Source organism: Streptomyces sp. WAC04114, from assembly GCF_019733245.1.
GTDB lineage: Bacteria > Actinomycetota > Actinomycetes > Streptomycetales > Streptomycetaceae > Streptomyces > Streptomyces massasporeus_A.
Genome location: NZ_JAIGQA010000112.1, coordinates 1 through 21,144, shown reverse-complemented (window position 1 = coordinate 21,144; position 21,144 = coordinate 1). Strand labels below are relative to the sequence as shown.

14 protein-coding genes are annotated in these 21,144 nt (G+C 70.9%); 8 read left to right on the top strand and 6 right to left on the bottom strand.

Annotated features, from left to right (window positions below):
• Positions 1 to 368: 368 nt before the first annotated feature.
• A complete protein-coding gene (locus K4G64_RS25475; protein WP_221758334.1) occupies positions 369 to 1,475 on the bottom strand; it encodes an alpha/beta hydrolase-fold protein in 1,107 nt (368 codons plus the stop codon).
• Between the two features lie 93 nt (positions 1,476 to 1,568).
• Here K4G64_RS25475 and K4G64_RS25470 point away from each other — a divergent pair, with 93 nt between their 5' ends.
• From K4G64_RS25470 to K4G64_RS25460, 3 genes are read left to right on the top strand one after another with little or no spacing between them, the layout of a single operon-like run.
• Positions 1,569 to 1,781 (top strand): MbtH family protein, encoded by a 213-nt coding sequence (locus K4G64_RS25470; protein WP_221758333.1) that lies wholly within the window; start codon positions 1,569 to 1,571, stop codon positions 1,779 to 1,781.
• Positions 1,782 to 1,789: 8 nt separating this feature from the next.
• The gene (locus K4G64_RS25465; protein WP_221758332.1) at positions 1,790 to 3,364 is read left to right on the top strand and encodes an amidohydrolase; all 1,575 of its coding nucleotides are present in this window, start codon (positions 1,790 to 1,792) and stop codon (positions 3,362 to 3,364) included.
• A 30-nt stretch (positions 3,365 to 3,394) separates the two neighbouring features.
• Complete coding sequence (locus tag K4G64_RS25460) at positions 3,395 to 3,916, top strand: GNAT family N-acetyltransferase (protein ID WP_221758331.1); 522 nt, start codon at positions 3,395 to 3,397, stop codon at positions 3,914 to 3,916.
• Here the strand turns inward: K4G64_RS25460 and argB are convergent.
• Together argB and K4G64_RS25450 are read right to left on the bottom strand one after the other, a co-directional pair.
• A complete protein-coding gene (argB, locus tag K4G64_RS25455) occupies positions 3,903 to 4,808 on the bottom strand; it encodes an acetylglutamate kinase (protein WP_221758330.1) in 906 nt (301 codons plus the stop codon). The two genes, K4G64_RS25460 and argB, sit on opposite strands and share 14 nt — an antisense overlap.
• Before the next feature lie 153 nt (positions 4,809 to 4,961).
• Complete coding sequence (locus K4G64_RS25450) at positions 4,962 to 6,971, bottom strand: serine/threonine-protein kinase (protein ID WP_221758329.1); 2,010 nt, start codon at positions 6,969 to 6,971, stop codon at positions 4,962 to 4,964.
• A gap of 576 nt (positions 6,972 to 7,547) precedes the next feature.
• Here K4G64_RS25450 and K4G64_RS41500 point away from each other — a divergent pair.
• Positions 7,548 to 8,075 carry a DUF2397 family protein gene (locus K4G64_RS41500; protein ID WP_374206446.1) on the top strand — a complete coding sequence of 176 codons (528 nt, stop codon included), beginning with the start codon at positions 7,548 to 7,550 and terminating at the stop codon, positions 8,073 to 8,075.
• On the opposite strand, the gene K4G64_RS25440 is transcribed toward K4G64_RS41500, so the two are convergent.
• Positions 7,996 to 9,981: an N-6 DNA methylase gene (locus K4G64_RS25440; protein WP_221758328.1), complete on the bottom strand. Its 1,986-nt coding sequence runs from the start codon at positions 9,979 to 9,981 to the stop codon at positions 7,996 to 7,998. The genes K4G64_RS41500 and K4G64_RS25440 overlap by 80 nt on opposite strands.
• 165 nt (positions 9,982 to 10,146) lie before the next feature.
• On the opposite strand from K4G64_RS25440, the gene K4G64_RS25435 reads away from it, so the two are divergent.
• The 4 genes from K4G64_RS25435 to K4G64_RS25420 all read left to right on the top strand — a co-directional run bounded on the left by K4G64_RS25435 (position 10,147) and on the right by K4G64_RS25420 (position 20,248).
• Positions 10,147 to 11,067 carry a serine/threonine-protein kinase gene (locus K4G64_RS25435; RefSeq protein ID WP_260460955.1) on the top strand — a complete coding sequence of 307 codons (921 nt, stop codon included), beginning with the start codon at positions 10,147 to 10,149 and terminating at the stop codon, positions 11,065 to 11,067.
• A gap of 187 nt (positions 11,068 to 11,254) precedes the next feature.
• The gene (locus tag K4G64_RS25430; protein WP_221758326.1) at positions 11,255 to 12,517 is read left to right on the top strand and encodes a serine/threonine-protein kinase; all 1,263 of its coding nucleotides are present in this window, start codon (positions 11,255 to 11,257) and stop codon (positions 12,515 to 12,517) included.
• Between the two features lie 163 nt (positions 12,518 to 12,680).
• Positions 12,681 to 15,926, top strand: coding sequence for a DISARM system SNF2-like helicase DrmD (drmD, locus tag K4G64_RS25425; protein WP_221758325.1), 3,246 nt, complete (start codon positions 12,681 to 12,683; stop codon positions 15,924 to 15,926).
• Positions 15,923 to 20,248: an Eco57I restriction-modification methylase domain-containing protein gene (locus tag K4G64_RS25420; protein ID WP_221758324.1), complete on the top strand. Its 4,326-nt coding sequence runs from the start codon at positions 15,923 to 15,925 to the stop codon at positions 20,246 to 20,248. Before drmD ends, K4G64_RS25420 begins: the two co-directional genes overlap by 4 nt.
• An 85-nt stretch (positions 20,249 to 20,333) precedes the next feature.
• Here the strand turns inward: K4G64_RS25420 and K4G64_RS25415 are convergent, their stop codons facing one another.
• Positions 20,334 to 20,540: a DUF397 domain-containing protein gene (locus K4G64_RS25415; RefSeq protein WP_221758323.1), complete on the bottom strand. Its 207-nt coding sequence runs from the start codon at positions 20,538 to 20,540 to the stop codon at positions 20,334 to 20,336.
• Positions 20,537 to 21,144 (bottom strand): DUF5753 domain-containing protein (locus K4G64_RS25410; RefSeq protein WP_221758322.1); only part of this gene is annotated, 608 nt, incomplete at its 5' end. The genes K4G64_RS25415 and K4G64_RS25410, both read right to left, overlap by 4 nt.

The window sequence follows — 21,144 nt, the reverse complement described above, 5'->3', positions numbered from 1 at the left end:
CTACGCGAGGCGCCACAGCAACGTGTGACTACTCCAGGGGCCCAGGGGCCAGGGGACACGTCCTCAGGGGCGCGGGGCCGAGTCGATGTGCGGCTCCGCCGCGTGGGCGCGACCAGCCCCCACGCACCCGCACGCGGCAATGGCGCCGCAGGCGAAGCGCCGAGGCCACCTGTGACTCCTCAAGAGGCCCGGGGGAAACGCTCTCAGGGGCGCGGGGAACTGCGCGCCCGGCCCCCACGCACCCGCACCCGACAACGGCGCTACGCGCGGAGCACCGAGCCCACGTGTGAGTTCTCAAGGGGGCCAGCGGGAAACGCTCTCAGGGGCGCGGGGAACTGCGCGACCAGCCCCCACCGCCCCGCACCCGACTACGAACCGAGCACCCAACCCACATCCCTGAGCAGCGCATGACGCCATCCCGCCCGATCATGCCCCGCCGCGGACCGCGACACCCGCACGGTCGCCCCGGCCCGCTCCACCAAACCCTCGGTCACCTCACAGTGGGGCAGCATCCGATCCTCGTGCTCCCCGACGTCGAACGCGACCCGCAGCCCCGCCAGATCAACACCCGCCCGCAACCGCTCGGCGATCACACCCCCCAGAGCACCCCCCAACGGATCAGCCGCCCGCAGGGCACCCGGCGTCCACCAGAACGACCCCGACTGACACGCCACCCGCGACACCAACTCGGGAAACTCCAGCGCCGCGTACACCGCACTCAGCCCCCCGAGACTCTGCCCGGCGACCACCAGCCGCTGCGGATCAGCGGGCACGCCCGACTCCGCCACCAGCGGCAGCAGTTCGTCCCGCACCGCCTCCCACAGCTCGGGCCGGCACGTGAGCTCCGCGACCCGGTCCTTGGCCGGCAGGAAGACCAGGGTGACCGGCGGCACCTCACCCGCCGCCACCGCCGAGTCGAACGCGGTCACGGCCGGATGCAGATGGAGCCAGTCGTCGCCGTCCAGCAGCAGCACCACCGGCCCACCACCCCCCGCCGGATGAACCCGCACGGTCCGCCGTCCGCCCAGCCGCTCACTGGCCCAGCGGATCCGCGTCCGCGGCAGGGGCAGCACCGCGTCCGCCCCGAGGAGGGGCCAGTGCGGCTGCTCAGGGGCGTCCGGCGTCGCGGCGATGGACCGTTCGCCGCCCGCCCCGGCCGGGTTCAACGGGTCAGCTTGGAACACGTCCCCCGTCGCGAACCGGTACGTCACCCGCAGCCGCTCGGGCATGCGCACCTCGGCGTACCAGCAGTCGCTGTCCTGCCAGCGGCGCAGGGCGACCGGCTCCGACCAGCTCTCGAACTCGACCCTCACCGGCGACGACCCGCGCCACAGGAACAGGGTCACCCAACCGCCGCCCTCCGCGGGCACCGACGAGGGCGCCCCCGCAGCGGCCCAGAACGCGGGACTGCCGGGCGCGCCCGGCAACCCGAACCCGGCGAACGCGTCCTGACTGCCGGCCGCGGTCACACGCATGAGCGTCTCCTTGTGAGAGGGAAGGGCAAAGGCTAAGCTCCGTCAATTAGGCGAGCCTAACCTAATCTTGGCCCCTTCGAGGAGGCGCGACGCATGAGCACCAACCCCTTCGACGACACCGAAGGCCGGTTCCTCGTCCTGGTGAACGACGAAGGCCAGCACTCCCTCTGGCCGTCCTTCGCCGAGGTCCCCGGCGGATGGACGATCGCTTTCGCCGAGAACACCCGCGAGGCGTGCCTGGAGTACGTCGAGACCCACTGGACGGACCTGCGCCCCCGGTCCCTCGCCACGTCCCAGGACGCCTGACACCGCGGATGCTGTGCACCAGGCTGACCAACGCCCGTTTCCTCACCATGGATCCGGACCACCCGGTCGCTCATGACCTCGGCATCTGGCAGGGCCGGATCGTCGGCCTCGACGAGGCCGTGACCTCTCTGCCCGCCAAGAAGGTCGTCGACCTCCAGGGCGCCACGGTGCTGCCGGGGTTCATCGACGCCCATGTCCACCTCGCCTGGACCGGGTTCAAGCAGAACACCCCGAGCATCGCGGGCCGCACGCGCATCGACGACGTGCTCGCGGTCGTGGCCGAGGCCGTCGCCCGCACCCGCGGCCCCGGCGACTGGGTGAGCATCGCCGGCTACGACCAGCGGGCCCTCGGCCGCCATCTGACCGCCGCCGAACTCGACCGGGTCAGTGACGGACGCAAGCTCTACCTGCTGCACGACTCCGGGCACGGCTGCGTCGTCAACACCGCCGTCCTGGACCTGCTCCCCGCCGACATCCCGCGCGAGAACGGCTTCCTCGCCGAGCAGGCCATGGGTGCCGCCCGCGCCCTGCGCCTTCCGCACGCCCAGGAGGACCTGGCCGAGGCGATCGGCCGCGCGGCCCGCACCTGTCTGACCGAGGGCGTCACCGCCTGCGCCGAAGCGGGCATCGGCGGCACCCTCTTCGGTCACAGCCCCGTCGAACTCGGCGCCTACCAACTCGCCTGGGACAAGGGCCTGTTGCCGTTGCGGGTGCAGCTCATGGTGTCCGCGGACCGGCTGCGCCCGGTCGCCGCGCACCAGGCCGACGGCATCCCGCGCGCCCTCGACCTCGGCCTGCGCACCGGCTTCGGCGACGACCGGCTCTGTGTGGGCGCGCTGAAGGTGTACACCGATGGCGGCATGATGGCCCGTACGGCCGCACTGACCAGCCCGTACGAAGGGCTCGACCACGCCGGGCAGTTGCAGGACGACCCGGACGTGCTCACCGACCTCGTCGTGGACGGCCACCTCGCCGGCTGGCAGCTCGCCGTGCACGCCATCGGCGACCGCGCGGCCGACCTCGCCCTGGACGCCATCGAGCGCGCCCAGCGGATCCGGCCCCGCCCCGAGGCACGCCACCGCATCGAACACGCCGGGCTGATCCGGCCCGACCAGCTCCCGCGCATGGCACGGCTCGGCGTCAGCGCGGTCGTACAGCCGAACTTCCTGCGCTCCTACGGCGACGACTACGCCTCGATCATGGGCGAGGAACGGGCGCCCTGGATGTACCGGGGCCGGGCCTTCCTGGACCACGGCATTCCCCTGGTGGGCAGCTCCGACCGGCCCGTCGCCGACGGATCGCCCCTGCGCGCCGTCCAGTTCATGGCCGAACGCGCCTCCGCCTCCGGTCAGTTCATCGGCCCGGACGAGGCCGTCTCCGTCGACCAGGCCCTGCACGCGTACACCGTCGCCGGCGCCCGCGCCTGCCACTGGGAGGACCGCCTGGGCTCTCTCACCCCGGGCAAACACGCCGACCTGGTCGTCCTCGCCGACGACCCCCGGAGCGTCGACACCTCGCGCATCGGCGCCATCGAGGTCGTGGAGACGTACGTGGACGGCCGTCCGAGCCGTCCGCGCGCCTGATCCCCGGTCCGGAACCGAGGAAGGAACCCCTTGACCACGGCCCCGCCGCGCCCAGCCGTGCTCCCGCACGCCCTTGCCGCACCGACACCCACCGTGCGTACCGCCCGCCCCGACGAGGCCGCCGCCCTCGCGGCCCTGTCCCGGCCCTTCGTGCGCTCGGGCGCCCTGCGCGCACGCCCCGTCTCCCTCTACGCCGCCCACGCGGCCGACTTCCTGGTGCTTCAGGCTCCCGACGGCACTCTCGACGGCTGCGTGGGCCTGCGCGCCTACCCCGCGGACCCGGGGGAGGGCCGCGAACGCGCGGGCGTCGTCTACAACTTCTGTGTGGCCGCGCACCGGCAGGGGAGCGGAGCGGGCGCCGGGCTGTTACGCGCGGTGCTCGCCGCCGCACGCGCCCGGTCGCTCGACGCCCTCTTCACGGCGACCACCGGAGGCGCCGGACTGTTCCTCCGCCACGGCTTCACGCCCACGACCGCGCACCGTGCGCCACGGCCCTGGGCGGAGTCCCTGGACCCGCGGCGCGGGGCACGCGTCCTGGTCAGGACGTGGTGACGGCGTCGGGCACCACGGTGGTGCCCGGGCTGGTCCCGGCCAGCACACTGCGCAGCACGGCGTGCGGGACACGCCCGTCCACCACGTGCGCCCTGCGCACCCCGCCGCGGACGGCCCGCAGACAGCCCTCCATCTTCGGCAGCATCCCGCTCGCCAGCCCGGGCAGCAGCCCGTCCAGCTCCCGGACCGTCAGATGCCCGATCACCTCGGTGCTGCGCGGCCAGTCCGCGTACAGCCCCTCGACGTCGGTGAGCATCACCAGCCGTTCGGCGTCGAGCGATACGGCGAGGGCGGCGGCCGCGAGATCGGCGTTCACGTTGTAGACCTGCCCGTCCGCGCCGCGTGCCACGGGGGAGACGACGGGGATGTGGTCCTGCTCCAACAGGGCGCGCACCATGGCCGGATTGACGTCCACGACGTCGCCGACGAGGCCGATGTCCACCGCCCTGCCGTCCACCCGGGCCGGCCGCCGCACGGCCGTCATCGTGTGCGCGTCCTCTCCGGTCAGACCCACCGCGAAGGGACCGTGGACGTTGATGTGACCGACCAGCTCCCGCTGCACGCGGCCCGTCAGCACCATGCGCACCACGTCCATGGTCTCGGGCGTGGTCACTCTCAACCCTGCCTCGAAGCGGGTCTCCAGGCCCAGCCGGTCCAGCATCGCGCTGATCTGCGGCCCGCCGCCGTGCACGACGACCGGGCGCAGGCCCGCGTGCCACAACTCCACCACGTCCTGGGCGAAGGTCAGTTGAAGCCCCGGATCCACCATGGCGCTGCCGCCGAACTTGATGACGACCACGCTGCCTCGAAGGTCCTCGGGCCAGGGAAGTGTCCCGGCGAGCGGATCCCCGTCACGGGCGGCTGTCACGGTCACGCGGACACTCCGTTTCATGGCGGGGCGGGGCGGGGTGGCGCGGGGCAGACCCCGGCCGAAGCGGTGCCTCAGGTCATGCGCATTGCCGATTAGCCAAGGCTAACCTTACCAAGATCCGGCCGGAGCGCAGGGGTCAGGGCGGGCTGCGAAAACACCGTCCCCGACGTCCGCTCAGGCCGGACAGTCGGCCCGCGTGGTGGCAGTACCCCAACGGATCATCAGATAGCCGGACCCGCCGATCTCCGCGACGGCGTAGCGAGAGTACGGCCAGGCGCTCCCCGCGCTCTCCCGTTCGCTCACCAGCGCCCGGCACGCCTCGCCGGCGGCCAGGGCCGCCCAGGACTCGACCTGCTCCTGGTCCCACTGCAGGTATTCCGACCAGACGTACATCACAGACTCGTCGGGGTCGAAGCCCACTTTGATGTGCGCGTTGCCGAGCACCCGGTCGGTACCGAGTGTCCGGCGCATCCCGTTGGTACCTGTGATGATCTTTCTGGCGGTGGCGTCCGCGACCCGGATCTCCGCGCCGTCGGTACTGGGAATCATCGCCTGCCCCAGACCTTCCTCGTCAGGGTTCCAGTCGGGCGCAGCGCCCTCGCCCTGCCCCGTGCCGTCGTCGGCGGCCGACCGGCAGCCGGTGTCGGTCACGAAGTCGTCCTGCCAGGTCACCCGGGGTTCCCGGCCCTGCTCCTCCTTCACCATGACGTATGTGCGGTACGGCAGGTCTGGGTGCAGCCGGAGGACGACGTCCCGCAGCGTCAGGCACATCGACCTGGCGATCTGTGTCTCCGCGTACAGCGTCCCCTGCTCATCGGAGGCCAGCCGGTAGGAGAAGTAGACCTCCCGGCGCGACGCGTCGAACCGTACGGCCCCCGGAGTGAAGTCGGCGCTCTCACCGAGGTCCTGTGCCTCGACGCCCTGGTCGTGCAGGACCGCGCGCGCCACGTCGTGCTCTCCTGCGCCTTGGGCCGCTCGTGCCTGGTTCCAGCTCGCCGCACTCGCCGGGCCGCCGCCCGCGGCCTGCCGCTCCGCCTTCTCGTCCCCCTGCGCGGTGCTCGCCGAAGCCCGCCCGGATCCGGCCGAGACCGGCGGTGACGCCGAGGACGCGGACAGCGGGGTGTGACGGCCACCCCCGGTGTCGCCGGGCAGCAGCGCCGCCACTCCTCCGGCCAGGCCGCCGACGACGCCTGCCGCCAGGGCGACGGCCGTTATCAGCCGCTTCCGGGAACGGCGGTTGTCCGACGGCAGCTGCCAGGCGGAGTCCTCCGCGGCCGGCACCTCCCAGGCGGCCGTGATCATGTCCGCCGCCGTCGCCGGTGACGCGTCGGCCCCCGCCGCCTGAGTGACCTGAGACGCGAGGAGCACCGCACACTCCTGGGCGGCCTCGGCGGCCGACGGGCGGTCATCCGGTTCCTGGGCCAGCGCCTTCTCCACGATCCGGCGCAGGAGGACGGGGACGCCGTCCAGGTCGGCCTCGCCCGACATCACACGGAAGGCGACCACATCCGGCGCACCGGCCCCGAACGGCAGCCGTCCGGTGGCCGCATAGGCCACGAGCGCGCCCCACGCGAACACGTCACCCGCCGGACCCGCGGTGCCCTGACGGTACTGCTCGGGGCTGATCCAGCCGGGGGTGCCGGTCATGACCCCCGTCCGGGTGACGCTGGTTCCGTCGGCGGCGTGCGCGATACCGAAGTCCAGCACCCGGGGGCCGGCGGGCGTGAGGAGGACGTTCTGCGGCTTCACGTCGCGGTGCACCACCCCCACGGCATGAATGGCGGCCAGCGCCTGCGCGGTGGCGGCCGCGAACGCGTACGGGCTCCCTTCCGTGAGAGGCCCCTGCGCGAGCACGTGCTGGGTCAGGGTCGGCCCGGGGACGTATGCGGTGGCCAGCCACGGGGTCCGTGCGTCCGGATCGGCGGCGAGCAGGGGAACCACGTGCGGTCCGGTGACACGGGAGGACAGCTCCACCTCACGCCGGAAACGGGCCCTGAACTCCGGATCCTGGGCCTGCTCGGGGTGGATCACCTTGACCGCGACGCGCATTCCGTCGGGGGCGACACCGGCGTGGACGGTGCCCATGCCGCCCGCGCCGAGACGGCCGATGATGCGGTAGGGGCCGATACGGGAGGGGTCGCCCGGACGAGCCGGCTGAACTCTTCCGGAGCCGATTTCGCTCACGAACACTTCCTTGGAACAGTGGGATGAACGGGCAGACCGGGGTGTCGATCGCATCCGCCGGACGCCGGGTGGACGGGGAGTGACTCACGACCGCCGTGCGGCGAGCCCCGGCTGATGGGGCGGGTCCGAAAGAGGATGCGGCCGGCCCGAAAGCTGACGTGGGCCGGTCCGAACAGTGCCGCAGACCGGCGAACCGCGCTGCCCAGTACTTCAGTTCGTCGACGATCGGGGGTTCGTCACCACACCGGGCCGCCCGTACGGCACGCCTTCCGCCCCCTGAGGTACCCGACCCCGCAACCTCCCGATCAAGGCGCCCGGCGCCCACTCGTCCTCGACACTGCCCTGTCGCATCGCGGTCCCCTCCCGGCCGTCGACCTGTGCGACGCGAGCCTATGCGGCTTTGGCCCCGGGGGCGGCCGGTTTGGGCGCCGCCCCCTATTCTGCCCGGAAGCCGGTGCGCTCGCCCGGCCCCCGGGCTTCCCCCGCCGGCTACTTCGACTTGCGGTTCGGGGAGACGGCAGGCTCCTTCCCCAGCGCCTCGATCGTCTCCTCCATCTCGCGCACCCTACGGCGCAGTTGCACCAGTCCGTCCGCGACTTCTACGCCTACCTGGGCCAGGTGCTGGCGCGCTACGACCTCGACACGGCCGAGTACCAGGGGTTCAAGGAACTGCTGCTCGACTACGTGGAGGCCATCACCGAGGACGTCTCCTTCCGGGCCCCGCGCATCGCGGCCCACCTGGACTCGGTCTGGCCGCACCTGCCCGCGCTGCTCGCCCGGATCGACGCGCACGCGGCAGGCATCGGCGCGCTCGCCGACGGACTGCCGGAGACGCGCGTGCAGCGCAGCCGCGGACGCGACCGCGCGGACTGGGAGGGGCTGCGCGAGTGGTTCACCGTCACCGGCGGCCACTTGAGCCAGGTGGATCAGCTGCGGGACGCCACCCTGCGCGCCCTGCAGTCGCTCCTTGCCAACGCTAGAACCCGCGCGTCGGTAGCTCGGGCCCCGCTCGGGCCGGACGGGGTCAGGCAGGCAGCCCGCCTGCCGCGAGTCGATCACTCATGTCGCTCACCAGCTCCTTGCCCGACCCGCCGGCCCCGGTGAGCAGCTCCTCGAAGGCCCGCAGCCGACGGAAGGTCTCGGCGTAGACCGTCTGCTTCTCCAGGGGCAGTTGGAGCACCTGAAGACGCCGGATGTCGACCCTGGACGAGCTGGAGGCATGGGTGCCGGCCTGACGCCCGTTGGCCGGCGCGCACAGACAGCCGGCGAGGAAATGGGGTTCCAGTTTCTCCGCGTCCACGCGCAGGAGGTAGAGCTGAGGGCCCAGGGCGGTCGGCGGTCCCTGGTGAACCCATGCTTTGAAGGCCCGAGCCACTCCGGCGACTACGACGTCGCCCTCCTCGGCGACGGCCGGGGCCGAGCCGGTGGGGGCCGTCCCGCTGGGAGTGCCGTCGTGCAGGAGGTCGGCGATGGTGAGGAGCGGAACGGCGGCCCCGCCGTCGGGTGCGGCCGACTCCGGTGGCTGCTGGCCGGCGCGCAGTGTCAGTGCTCCGGCTTTGACGAGGTCTCCCACCGTTGTCGTGGTCTGTGGGGTACCGGCCTCGAAGTCGAGGGCGGACAAGCGCGTCGCGTGATCGGCCAGATCCGTCAGCAGCGATCCGAACTCGTCCCACTTGCAGGCGAGTTCCTTACCGGACGGCTCGGCCGCCGCCGCGGTGTAACGCCCCGGGGTGACATCCACCTCGTCGTCGAGAAGGTCGAGCAGCGACACCCGGACGGCGCCCTGCGGCGGCTCCTGGTCCGGCTGGTCGAGGGCCGTCATCGCACTGAGCACGTAGGAACCGAGGCTGTCCCAGTCGGGGCTGGGTTCCCGCGTTCCCGGTCTCGCGAATCGGGTGGCGTCCACCAGGAGGGCGTCCTGGCTCGGGGGAGCGGTCGCGAAGCCGTCCAGGGCCGCGCGGAGGATCCACAACTGGAGTGACACGCTGTGTGGTTGGGCGCTGCCCGGAGGCAGGGAGACGACGGCGCGGAGCGCTCCGGTACGCAGCAGAGAGCCGCGGATACGGCGGCCCGCCTTGCGTGACGCGACGGCCGGCGGAAGGACGATCACGGCGGCCCCGCCCGGCTTGAGATGGGACAGCAGGTGCTGCACCCAGGCCAGTTCGGGTTCGGTGCGAGGGGGCAGGCCGTGCGTCCAGCGCTGGTCGGTGGCGAGCTCCGCGTAGCCCCAGTCACGTTCGTTGAAGGGAGGGTTGCACAGGGCGATGTCGGCCTTCGATCCGGCAAAGGGGTCGTCGCGCAGCGTGTCGGCGCTGACGATGTGTGTCCGGATGTCGTGGTCCTCCGCGAGGAACTCGAGCCGGGCGGCCGTCAACGCGCCGAGCGCCGGATCCCTTTCGCAGGCGAGCACCTCCAGGCCGGGTCTGTCGTACTCCTGCACGGCCGCGGCGGCCAGGTGTCCGCTACCGCACGCCGGATCGAGGAGGGTCAGTCCGTCCTGCGCGGGGCCGAGGCGGACGGCGAGGGCGATCCGGGCCATCAGCGCGGCCAGTTGCGGCGGCGTGGTGCTCAGCTGCCGGACGTGCGTTTCCAGCCATCGCGCCAGCAGGAACTCGAAGACCTCCCGGGGCCCCTCCTTCCGCCCCACCCTCGCGGCCTCGGCGACCAGGTCACGAGCCCGCGCGGAGAGTTCGGGCGGGGCGGTGCGTGCCCTGGGGGAGCGCATCCGGCGAGCCGCTGCCGCGATGGCGAGCCCCGACTCGTTCCGGCTGCCGAGTGCCTCGAAGCGAGGCCAGAGGAGTTCGCGGCCGCCGATGTCCCTGAACTTGCCGTTGTCCCGCAGCCACTGCTCGACCTCGGCCAGCGAGAACTGCGGACTGACGTCGGTGCCGCCGATGCGGGTGGGGAAGGAGTCGTGGCGGCGACGCCAGTTGCTCACGGCGGCGCGGCCCACGCCGGCGATCCGGGCGATCTCGGCCAGGCTGACGGGGACGGCTTCATGGGCACTCATGGTTCGGTCTCCGAGGTACTTGGCGGCTGGGCTGGTCGGCGTTCCCAGCGGCCGTTCATGCAGGGAAGGCTACTACCCCTATTGACTTTGTTCACAGCGTGTACGTTCCATCTTGTTGTGCAGGGAATGTGGAGGTCGGCAGATATGTGGAGTCCCGCGCCGGGAATGGTGATCCATGACCGCTATCGGCTGGAGTCCGTGCTGGGCCGCGGAGTGATGGGGTACGTCTGGCAAGCCCGCGACGTGCCCCTTGACCGGCCCGTGGCGGTGAAAACCGTCGCGAAGGAACTCCTGGCCGTGGCGAGCGGCCGCGACGCCGCACTCGCGCGGTTCGGCAGGGAGACGCGGGCGGCCGCGCGCCTCGACCATGCCAACATCGCCACGGTCTTCGACGCGTCGATCACGGACGACACGTGCTGTCTGGTGATGGAGCTGATCGACGGCACCACCCTCGAGTACCTCTTCGACCAGCAGGAGGACGGCCGTTTCGACGTGCCCTCGGCGGCCGCCGTCGCCGCCCAGCTGTGCGCGGGGCTGTCCGCGGTCCATGGGGCCGGCCTGGTGCACCGTGACCTCAAGACGCAGAACGTCATGGTCCGCCGCGACGGCGTCGTGAAGATCCTCGACTTCGGCCTCGTCAAGCTGCTCGGCGACACCGACCCGCGGCTGACGATGACCGGCGAGGGGGTCGGCAACCTCGTCTGCGCCTCTCCCGAGCTGCTGGCGGGCAAGGACCCGCTCGACGGCCGCAGCGACCTGTACGCCGTGGGCTGCCTCCTGCATCACCTGCTCACCGGGGAGACACCCTTCCCCACCGATCAGCCGGCGCTCCTGGCCTCCCACCACTTCGCCTCGCCCCCGCCCCTCGTCGCCGAGGCGGGAGTACGCGTGCCCCGGGATCTGCAGGACCTGATCACGGCCCTCCTGGCCAAGCGGCCGGACGACCGTCCCGCGTCGGCCGCCGAGGTCTACGCAGGTCTGGCACCCCACCTGCCGGAGCCGGACCCCGCGTCGGCGGTCAGGCGGACTCCTCCCGAAGATCCGCGCCGCCCTTTCCTCGTTCCCCAGGGACCGCTGCCCCTGTGATCGACGGGCTCACCGGGTTACGGCACGAATTCTGCGGTCGTTGCGGGCTGCACCTTTTCGGTCACACCCGGCACAGGAGTGTCATGGCCGGTGACAGAATGTCTCCGTCGGCCGGGGCGCCGTGACGCTCCCGGACGACGCGGGACGCGGCGGGCGCGGCAGGCGCCGGAACTGGGGGCGGGGCGCGATGCGGCAGAGCCTTGGACGGTACGAGCTGACGCACGAGCTGGGCCGGGGCGGGATGGGCGTCGTCTGGGCGGCCCACGACCGTGACCATGACCGCGAGGTCGCCGTCAAGCTCCTCGCCACCCGCGGCCGCGATGCCGAACCGAGCACGCTGGAGCGCCGGTTCCTGCGCGAGATCCGCCTGACCGGCCGCCTGCTGCACCCGGGCGTCCCCGCCGTCCACGACCACGGCAACCACGAGGGCGAGCTGTACCTGGTCATGGACCTCGTCCCCGGTCGCGCCCTGGACGCCGTCCTCAAGAACGACGGCCCGCTGGACGTCGAGCAGGCGGCGGACGTGGCCCGCCGCACGGCCGAGGTGCTGTCCTACGCCCACGGCCAGGGCGTCGTGCATCGCGACCTGAAGCCGTCGAACCTGATGCTGACCCCCGACGGTGAGATCAAGGTCCTGGACTTCGGGGTCGCCGCGGCGCTGGAGCCCCAGCCCGGCGAGACCCGTTTCACCGCCGCGAACGCCACTCCCGGCACGGTCGTCTACATGGCGCCCGAGCAGGCCGTCGGCCAGACCGTGCCCGCGAGCGACCTGTACGCGCTGGGCTGCGTCCTGTACGAACTGCTCACCGGCGCGCCGCCGTTCACCGACGCCAGCCCGTTCATGCTGTACCACCGGCATGCCCACGACCCCGTCCCGCCGCTCGCCGACCGCCGCCCCGGTGTACCCGACGGACTGCGGGCGCTGGTCGAGCGGCTGCTGGAGAAGAAGCCCGAGGACCGGCCCGCCTCCGCCGAAGAGGTGGCCGCCCTGCTCGGCGCCTGGGCGCCCCGACCGGCTTCCGTCGCCGGGATCGCGGCCACTCACCCGCGGCTGGCGGAGCTGGCGGCCCTGCGCCGGTCGGGACGTCCGGCCCGCGCCCTGGAGGAGTACCGCGAGCTGATGGACGGCCCCGGCCTCGACCGCGCGGGCATGCTCGCCGCCCGCGCCGGCGCCGCCCTGTGCGCGGGGACGCTGGGCCGCACCCGCGAGGCGCTGGACGAGCTGAAGTCCGTCCTCGCCGAACAGCGCAGCCTGCTCGGGCCGGGCCACCCCGCTGTGCTGGACACCCGCTACGAGATCGCCGTCCTGCTGGTCCGCACCGGGGAACGGCATGCCGCCGAGGAGTTGTTGCGTCGACTGGCCGACGAGGAGGAGACGGTCCTGCCCGAGTCCGACGCCGGACACGGACGGAGCCGCACGCTGCTGGAGCGGCTGCGCCGCATGCGCTGAGCACCACCAAGGCCCCGAACCCCGACCGCGCGAGAAATTTGTAATCTCTGTTCACAGAGTATGGCTCGGTGTTAGCCTGCCGTCACGTCGTTCCGGAGGGGAGACAGGACACGGGACACTGTCTACGGACGACGGCAGGTGAACACCGAGGGGAACTGCGCTCATGACGCCAGCAGCTCAGCGCGAGACCGAGCGGACGGGGGCGCAGCCGCTCCCCGAGGAGGGGAATCTGGTCGAGGTGCGCGGCCAGTCCTGGGTGGTCGCCCGCGTCGAGCCGTCCCCGGCCGCCCCCGACGGCGAGGAGAACCGGCGCCCAGCGACCCTGGTCCACCTCCAGTCCGTCGCCGACGGCCGCTTCGGCGACACCCTCTCCGTGATCTGGGAGGTCGAGCCCGGCCGCCGCGTCCTGCCCGCCGGCTCCCTGCCCGACGCCTCCACGGGCTCCTACGACTCCCCGAACCGCCTCGCCGCGTTCCTCGACGCCGTCCGCTGGTCCGCGGTCGCCTCCGCCGACGCCCGGACCCTCCAGGCCCCGTTCCGCTCCGGCGTCGCCGTCGAGCCGTACCAGCTGGAGCCGGTCTCCCGGGCGGTCGGCGCGCCCCGCGTCAACCTCCTCCTCGCCGACGACGTCGGCCTCGGCAAGACCATCGAGGCCGGCCTGGTCGTGCAGGAACTCATGCTGCGCGGCCGGGCCCGCCGCACCATGGTCGTCTGCCCGGCCGGCCTCACCCTCAAGTGGCGCGACGAGATGGCCGAGAAGTTCGGCCTGGAGTTCACCATCGTCGACTCCGAGCACTGCGCCCGCCTGCGCCGCACCCACGGCACCGCCGCCAACCCCTTCCGCGTCCACCCGCTGACGATCGTCTCCCTGCCCTGGCTGCGCGGCCAGAAGGCCCAGCGCCTCCTCGACGAGGTCATCGGCGCGCCGGAGGAGAGCCCCGACGGCGAGCACAAGCGCTTCTTCGACCTGCTCGTCCTCGACGAGGCGCACCACGTCGCGCCCGCCGCGCCCAAGCAGGTGTACGCGGTCGACTCCCAGCAGACCAAGCTGATCCGCCGCCTCGTCCCGCACTTCGAGCACCGCCTCTTCCTCTCCGCCACCCCGCACAACGGCTACCCCGAGTCGTACACGGCGCTCCTCGAACTCATCGACGACCAGCGCTTCGCACGCGGAGTCGACCCGGACAAGGAAGCGCTCAAGGACACCGTCGTACGACGTCTGAAGTCGACGGTCACCAACGCCGACGGCACGCCCCGCTTCCGCACCCGCGTCACGCGCGAGCTCTCCGTCGACTACACGCGGCAGGAGCGGGCGATCCACGAGCTGCTCGGCTCGTTCGCGGAACTGCGCCGCAAGAAGCTCACCCCCAAGGCCCGCGGCGGCCGCCGCGCCGCCGACCTGGTGACCCTGCTGCTGAAGAAGCGCCTGTTCTCCTCCCCGGCGGCGTTCCTGCACACCGTCCAGGTCTATCTCTCCCACCTGGAGGACACCGGCGGCCCCGCGCGCACACGTTCGGCTGCCGCCGAAGTCCCCGAGTGGCTGGAGGAGTTCGCCGACCTCGTCGCCGACCTCGACGATACGGGCCTGGTCGACGCCGAGGACGACGCCCTGACCCGCTCCACCTCGCTCACCCCCGCCGAGGACGGCCAGGAACTGGACCTGCTCCAGGAGATGGAGCGCTGGGCCCTCACCCACGAGGCCGCGCCCGACTCCAAGGCGGAGGCGCTGATCGCCGAACTCAAGGCGATCTGCCGCCCGGACGGAAAGAAGTGGACCAACGAACGGGTCGTGGTCTTCACCGAGTACCGCGACACCCAGAAGTGGCTCCACGACCTCCTCCAGCAGGAGCAACTCACCGACGGGGGCCGCGTCGAGCGCCTGCACGGCGGCCTGTCCGCCGAGGAGCGCGAGCGCATCCGCCTCGGCTTCCAGGCCGAGCCGTCCCGCGCGGAGGGCAAGGTCCGCATCCTCCTGGCCACCGACGCCGCCGGCGAGGGCATCGACCTCCAGAACCACTGCCACCGCCTGATCAACTACGACATCCCCTTCAACCCCAACAAGCTCGAACAGCGCATCGGCCGCGTCGACCGCTGGGGCCAGAAGCACGACCCGGAGATCACCCACTTCATCGGCTCCGGCTGGCAGCAGGCGCAGGCCGGCTCCTACGAGGCCGACCTGGAGTTCCTGTCCCGGGTCGCCAAGAAGGTCGCGCGCATGGAGCAGGACCTCGGCTCCGTCAACGCCGTCCTCGCCGACGCCGTCCAGCGCCGGATGACCGGCGACACCGCGCCGGTCGACATCGAGAACGCCAAGCCCCGGCCGATCAAGGGCCGCCGCACGGGCGGCGAGGTCGCGCCGGAGCAGAATGTCACCGCGCAGACGAAACGGCTCGCCGACCAGTACGACGAGACGGTGACCGCGCTCGGCCTCACCCCGGGCAACGTCAAGCGCGTCGTGGACACCGCGCTCGCCCTGGACAACCAGCCGCCGCTGCTGCCGTCCACACTCCGGGCGGAGGACTTCGAGCCGGGCGACCTCTTCGACGTACAGCCCCTGTCCGGCAGTTGGGAACGGGCCACCCGCGGCCTCGCGCACAAGCTGCGCGAGGGCGAGCAGCGTCCGCTCACCTTCTCCCCGGCGGTGGCCGCCCAGGGCAGGGACGACGTCGTCCTCGCCCACCTCAAGCACCCGCTCGTGGCCCTCTCCACGCGCCTGCTGACCGCGGCCGTCTGGAACGCGGACCTGATCGGCCTCCACCGCGTCACCGCCGTCGTCTCCGACGACCCGGCGGTGACCACGACCCTCGTCTCCGCATACGCCCGGTACGTCCTCGTCGGCACCGACGGCACCCGCCTGCACGAGGAAGTGCTGTACGCGGGCGGCTGGTTCGGCGACACGGGCCGCTTCCGCCGCTGGGAGTCGGTCAACGAACAGGGCAGGGTCCTCTCCGGGGCCCTCACCGAGGGTATCGAGGCGGCCCCGCACCTGCGCAGGGAACTCACCGAGGCCTGGCCGCGACTCCGCGACCCGCTGTTCCGGTCCCTGGAGGCCCGCGCCGGCGAACTCGGCCGCCAGCTGGAGAGCAGGCTCGCGGACCGCCGGGCGGAGGAGGAGCGCCGGATTACCGCGACCCTCGACCGCTTCGAGGCCACCCTGCGCGCCAAGCTCAAGGAGGAGGGCGACGGAGAGGGCGAACAGCTCGCGCTGCTGTCCACGCACGAGCTGACCGGCCACGAGCGCCGCCAGTTCGAGGACGACCGCCGCCGCTGGCAGGAACGCCTCGATGGCCTCCCCGCCGAACGCGAACGCGAACTCGCCGCCATCGCCGCCCGCTACCGCGAGCCCCGCTCCCACCTCTTCCCCGCCGCTGTCGTCTTCGTGATCCCCGCAAAGGAAGCCCGCCGATGAGCCCCCGCCGCCCCGTGAGCTCCGGAGTAGCCGCCGCCAAGGCCCAGGCCGCCGACGGCCGCCGCCAGCACCAGGAGTGGCTCGACCTCACCGAGGTCTCCGGCCCCTTCCTGACGATGCCCGTCCTGCTGCGCGCCTGGCCCCAGCTCGACACGCTGGAGAAGGACGAACGTGCCCGCTTGCGCGCCCGCCACGCCGACTGGCAGACGGATCCGACGGCCGGCCGCGACGAGTGGGTGGCCTACCTGCTGGGCCGCCTGCTGGGCTGGGACGACGCGCTGGCGTTCCGCCAGGGCGAGGCGGAGCACTACGGCCTGGACCGCCTGACCCTGCGCGTCGCGGAGCACAACACCGAGGTGCGCCCCGACTTCGCGCTGGTGGAACCGGGGGCGGACCTCGCGGCCGAACCGGACGTGGAGTCGGCGGCGAAGCGGGTACGCCTGCTGGGCATGAAGGTTCCGGCGGGCATCGCCCCCACGGCCCGCGTCGGCGGTGGCGGCGACTGGTCGGCGGCCCCCGCCGACCGCCTGGCCCGCCTCCTGCGCCACCACGGAGTACCTCTCGGCCTGGTCACCGACGGCCGCTGGTGGTGCCTCGTCTGGGCCCCGCTCGGTGGCGTCACGACCACGGCCGTCTTCGATTCCATCGGCTGGAACGAGGCGGCAGAGCGCAACGTCGTCCGCGCGTTCGTGTCCCTGCTGCGCCGCCGCCGCTTCTTCGAGTACGACGACGCCGAGACGCTCGTCGGCCTGCTCAAGGCGAGCCTGGCGGCGGGTGAGGACGTCACCGAGGCGCTCGGCGTCCAGGTCCGCCAGGCCGTCGAACTCCTCGTGGACGCCATCGGACGCGCGGACGTGCGGGCGGTCGAGCACGGCGCGCCGGGCCTGCACGCGACCGGCGTCAGCGCGGGCGAGGTCTACCGCGGCGCGGTCGCGGTCATGATGCGCGTCGTCTTCCTGCTGTTCGCGGAGGAGCGGGGTCTGCTCCCGGCGGACAACGAGGTCTACGCCCGCTCCTACTCCGCCCGGTTCCTGCGCGACGAGCTGAAGGCGCGGGCGGACGAGGAGGGCGAGACGTCCCTGGAGCACACGACGTCCGCGTGGCACCGCCTGATCGCCCTCTTCCACGCCGTTCACGGGGGAGTGGACCACCCGGGCTCCGGCTTCCACCTCCCGGCGTACGACGGCTCGATCTTCGACCCGGACAAGTACCCGTGGCTGGAGCGCACGACCCCGCTCCTCCCGATCGACGACCGTACGGTCCTGCACATGCTCCAGGCGGTCCAAGAGGTCCGTGTCGGCAAGGGCAAGGACCGCGAGGTCCGCACGCTCAGCTTCCGCGCGCTGGACGTCGAGCAGATCGGTTACGTGTACGAGGGCCTGCTGTCGTTCGACGGACGCAGGGCAACCGAGCACATGGTGGGCCTGATCGGTCCCGAGGGCCTGGAACACGAGGTCCCCCTAAGGGACTTGGAGATGCTGGCGGCGAAGGCCGGCGGCTCCGTGAAGACGCTTGCGAAGTCGGTCTTCGAGAAGTGGAAGGACCCCAAGCCCCCGGCAACGGCGGGCCAGTTGGAGAAGAAGCTGGCTCCCCTGGGGACGGAGGACGCGGCGGAGGCCCGTCGCCGCCTGAACGCCGTGACGAAGGACCCGGCCCTGACGGAACGGCTGCTGCCCTTCGTCGGCATCCTCCGCGACGACTTGCGCGGCCTGCCGACGGTCATCCCGAACGGTGCGCTGTACGTCACGGAGTCGTCCCTGAGGAAGAACACGGGCACGCACTACACGCCCCGGTTCCTCGCGGAGGAGGTCGTGCTGCACGCGCTGGAGCCGCTGGTGTACGAGCCGGGCCCGCTCCAGACGGCGGACACGGGGGAGTGGCGACTGAAGTCGGCCGACCAGATCCTCGACCTGAAGGTCGCGGACATCGCGATGGGCTCGGCGGCGTTCCTGGTGGCGGCCTGCCGTTATCTGGCGGATCGCCTGATCGAGGCGTGGGAGTCGGAGGGTCGCGCGGACGCGATGGCATACCGGGCGGGCCGGGCCGTGGACGCCGTCACGGCGGCGGACGCGGAGCAGGACCCGGTCGTGGTCGAGGCACGACGCCAGATCATCGAGCACTGCCTGTACGGCGTCGACATCAACCCGATGGCCGTGGAGATGGCCAAGCTGTCGCTGTGGCTGGTGTCGATGGACCCGGGCCGGCCGTTCACGTTCCTGGACGACCGGTTGGTGGCGGGGGACTCGCTGCTCGGCGTTCACGACATGGAGCAGATCCAGTCGGTGCACATGAAGCCGACCGGACAGACTGACGTACTGGCCGAGCAGGCAAGGCAGTTGGTGGACCAGCTGACGCGGGAGCGGTTGGCGATCACGGCCATCAAGGGCGTGGACCTGCCGGCGCTCCAGGAGAAGCGGGACCGGTTGGAGGAGGTCAACCGGCATTCGCGGCGGCTGCGGTTGGTGGGGGACTTGATCGCGGGGGCGGCGCTTGCCACTTGCGCTTCGGGGCGGGTGCCTTGGTACGAGGAGGAGGGCGGGGAGCGGGTTCGGGACTTGTTCCCCAGGGCTGCGTGGATCGTCCAGCGGATCATGGAGGACGGGGTCGAGGACGATTCTGTTGTGGTGCGCGAGGCGCGGGCTACGGCGGAGGAGTGGCTGGGGGCGGAGCTGCCGGAAGGGGCGTTGAAGCGGCGGCCTGTGAATTGGCCGTTGGTTTTTCCAGAGGTGTTTTCGCTGCGGGGTGGCTTCGACGCAATCGTGGGAAACCCACCGTTTTTGGGTGGTAAAAAACTCACTGGCCCGTTTGGGCAGGGCTACCGAGAATATCTCGTGGATTATTTGGCGAACGGGAGGCGAGGAAACGCAGACCTCGTTGCCTATTTCGAGCTGCGCGCCCATCAGTTGCTTAACGGAGTAGGCCAGACTGGGCTCATCGCGACGAATACCCTGGCGCAGGGTGACACCCGTGAGGTCGGCTTGGATCAGTTGGCCCAACAAGAGATCAGTATTCGGCGAGCAGTGAAGAGTGCCCGGTGGCCATCTGCCTCAGCAGCCCTAGAGTACTGTGCCGTGTGGACCTCCAAGTTGTCTCTTGCAGGCGACTGCTCCTTCGTACTCGAGGGGCTTACCATTCCTCGCGGAATCACTACCGCACTGAACCCTGTTTCGCGAGTCTCTGCGTGGTGTGAACGGCTTCAGGGAAATGCGCAGATCGTATTCATGGGTAATCTCGTCAATGGAATCGGGTTTGCCCTGGCAGAGCATGAGGTGCAGGAACTGCTTGCCGTCGAACCCAGCGCTCGCGACGTGCTTTTCCCCTACCTCAACGGCCAGGACTTGAATACTAGACCCGATAAGTCCGCGAGTCGCATGATCATCGACTTTCGGAACTGGGAAATCTCGCGGGCTGAGCGGTATCCCGCAGCGCTTTCCAGGGTTCGCAAGCTAGTGAAGCCTCAGCGGGATCTACTGGGGGATGACAAGCGCTCAGTGCGCGAGCGGTGGTGGCAATATGAGAAACTGGCGCCAGGATTGAGGAAGGCGGTCGCTTCGCTGGACAAGTGTATTGTGATCGCGATCGTCAGCAAATCCGTCATGCCCATGATGGTCAGTACCGGCCAGGTATTTTCTCACGCAATCGATGTGTTCGCCTCGGACGATATGGGGCTCCTCTCTTTCCTGAGTAGTGCGCCTCACTATTGGTGGGCGCTGGACCGTGCCTCCACCCTCAAAGGTGATCTTCGATACACGCCCACTGATGTATTCGAAACTCTCGTCCGTCCGCCGCTCACTGCTCGACTCCGTCGCGCTGGAACCCGGCTCGACACCTATCGGTCAGAGTTCATGCTTGCTCGAAACGCGGGACTTACCGAAACCTATAATTTGGTTCATAGCCCAGAATGTGAGGATGAGGCTATCGTTGAGCTTCGCCGCATTCATGAAGAGATCGACAAGGCAACGATCGAGGCATACGGCTGGTACGATCTCCTGGACAACTCTGGAAAGACCCCGCCTGCCGACCCGACCCACGAGACTCTCCCCCTCGATCACGGCTTCCACGAGACTGACCAGGGAGCCCGCTACACTATCGGCCTACTCGCCCGGACCGAGATCATCGATCGGCTGCGGCAGTTGAACCACCAGGCATACGCTGACGAGGTGCACCTCGGGTTCCACAAGGGCGTGACGGAGAAGAAGGCGCGGGAGAAGCACCCCGACTTGCCCCCGCCGTCACGCGAAGCCATCCGGAGGCGCAAGGAGCAGCTTGCCGCGCGGGGTGGATCGGATTTCGGTGAGGGCGCCGAGGGCGCCCTGTTCTGAGCCGTCGGCATGACAACGGGCTCGCTCACGTCACCCCAAGTGCCGTGAGCGAGCCCGTTGTTCCGCTCAGAGGCCGTACTCGGCCCTACTCCACCGCGAGCGCCACGAACGCCGCCCACTCGCCCCGGCCGACCCGCAGCACCGGCCCGCCACCCACGGCCTTCGAGTCACGCAGGTACACGGCGTCTAGGCCGACGGCAACCTCCACGCAGTTGCCACCGTCCGAGCCGCTGTAGCTGCTCTTGAACCAGCGCAGCCCGTCTACGTGCTCGGCCATCCGCTCCACGCTCATGTTTCTCCCACCATCCGTTCGATGAGTCGGACAGACTCCTCGACGTTCAAGGCCTGCGATCGCAGCTTGCCATATCGCAAGGCGAAGGTACTGACCTCGGCGGGCTCTGAGACGACGCACCCGACGCCTTGGGACTCGAAGTACCCGAGGCGCTTGTGCTCGTGCGTCTCCACCACCACGAAGGGACCATTCTTGCCGGGGTGGAAGCCCCGCAGGGCTGGCATGACCTGGACCTCCACGTTCCGTAACGCTGCCACATCCAGCAGTCGCTGCCACTGCGCGCGCATCACCTCCGGACTGCCCACTGGATCGCGCAACGCCTCCTCGTTGATGACGAAGGACAACTCGGCGAGCGGCACTCGCGTGAGCAGCTTCTGCCGACTCAGCCGCGCTTCCGTGTGCTGGTCGATGATTTCCTCACTGAACGGCGGACAGTGTCCAGCGAACACCGCCCGCGCGTACGCCTCCGTCTGCAACAGCCCCGGCACCAGCAGCGGCTCATAGTCGAACCGGCTCACGACCTCCGCCTCGATCAGCGCGAAGTTCCTGAAGAACCGAGGCAACTTCGCCCGATCCACCTCCCCCTGCAGCGCATCCAGCACCC

What these genes read in the sequence shown, in the direction of transcription:
- K4G64_RS25475 (WP_221758334.1), bottom strand. Translation starts at nt 1,475, where the DNA reads ATGCGTGTGACCGCGGCCGGCAGTCAGGACGCGTTCGCCGGGTTCGGG.
- K4G64_RS25470 (WP_221758333.1), top strand. Translation starts at nt 1,569, where the DNA reads ATGAGCACCAACCCCTTCGACGACACCGAAGGCCGGTTCCTCGTCCTG.
- K4G64_RS25465 (WP_221758332.1), top strand. Translation starts at nt 1,790, where the DNA reads ATGCTGTGCACCAGGCTGACCAACGCCCGTTTCCTCACCATGGATCCG.
- argB (WP_221758330.1), bottom strand. Translation starts at nt 4,808, where the DNA reads ATGAAACGGAGTGTCCGCGTGACCGTGACAGCCGCCCGTGACGGGGAT.
- K4G64_RS25440 (WP_221758328.1), bottom strand. Translation starts at nt 9,981, where the DNA reads ATGAGTGCCCATGAAGCCGTCCCCGTCAGCCTGGCCGAGATCGCCCGG.
- K4G64_RS25435 (WP_260460955.1), top strand. Translation starts at nt 10,147, where the DNA reads ATGGTGATCCATGACCGCTATCGGCTGGAGTCCGTGCTGGGCCGCGGA.
- K4G64_RS25430 (WP_221758326.1), top strand. Translation starts at nt 11,255, where the DNA reads ATGCGGCAGAGCCTTGGACGGTACGAGCTGACGCACGAGCTGGGCCGG.
- drmD (WP_221758325.1), top strand. Translation starts at nt 12,681, where the DNA reads ATGACGCCAGCAGCTCAGCGCGAGACCGAGCGGACGGGGGCGCAGCCG.
- K4G64_RS25420 (WP_221758324.1), top strand. Translation starts at nt 15,923, where the DNA reads ATGAGCCCCCGCCGCCCCGTGAGCTCCGGAGTAGCCGCCGCCAAGGCC.
- K4G64_RS25415 (WP_221758323.1), bottom strand. Translation starts at nt 20,540, where the DNA reads ATGAGCGTGGAGCGGATGGCCGAGCACGTAGACGGGCTGCGCTGGTTC.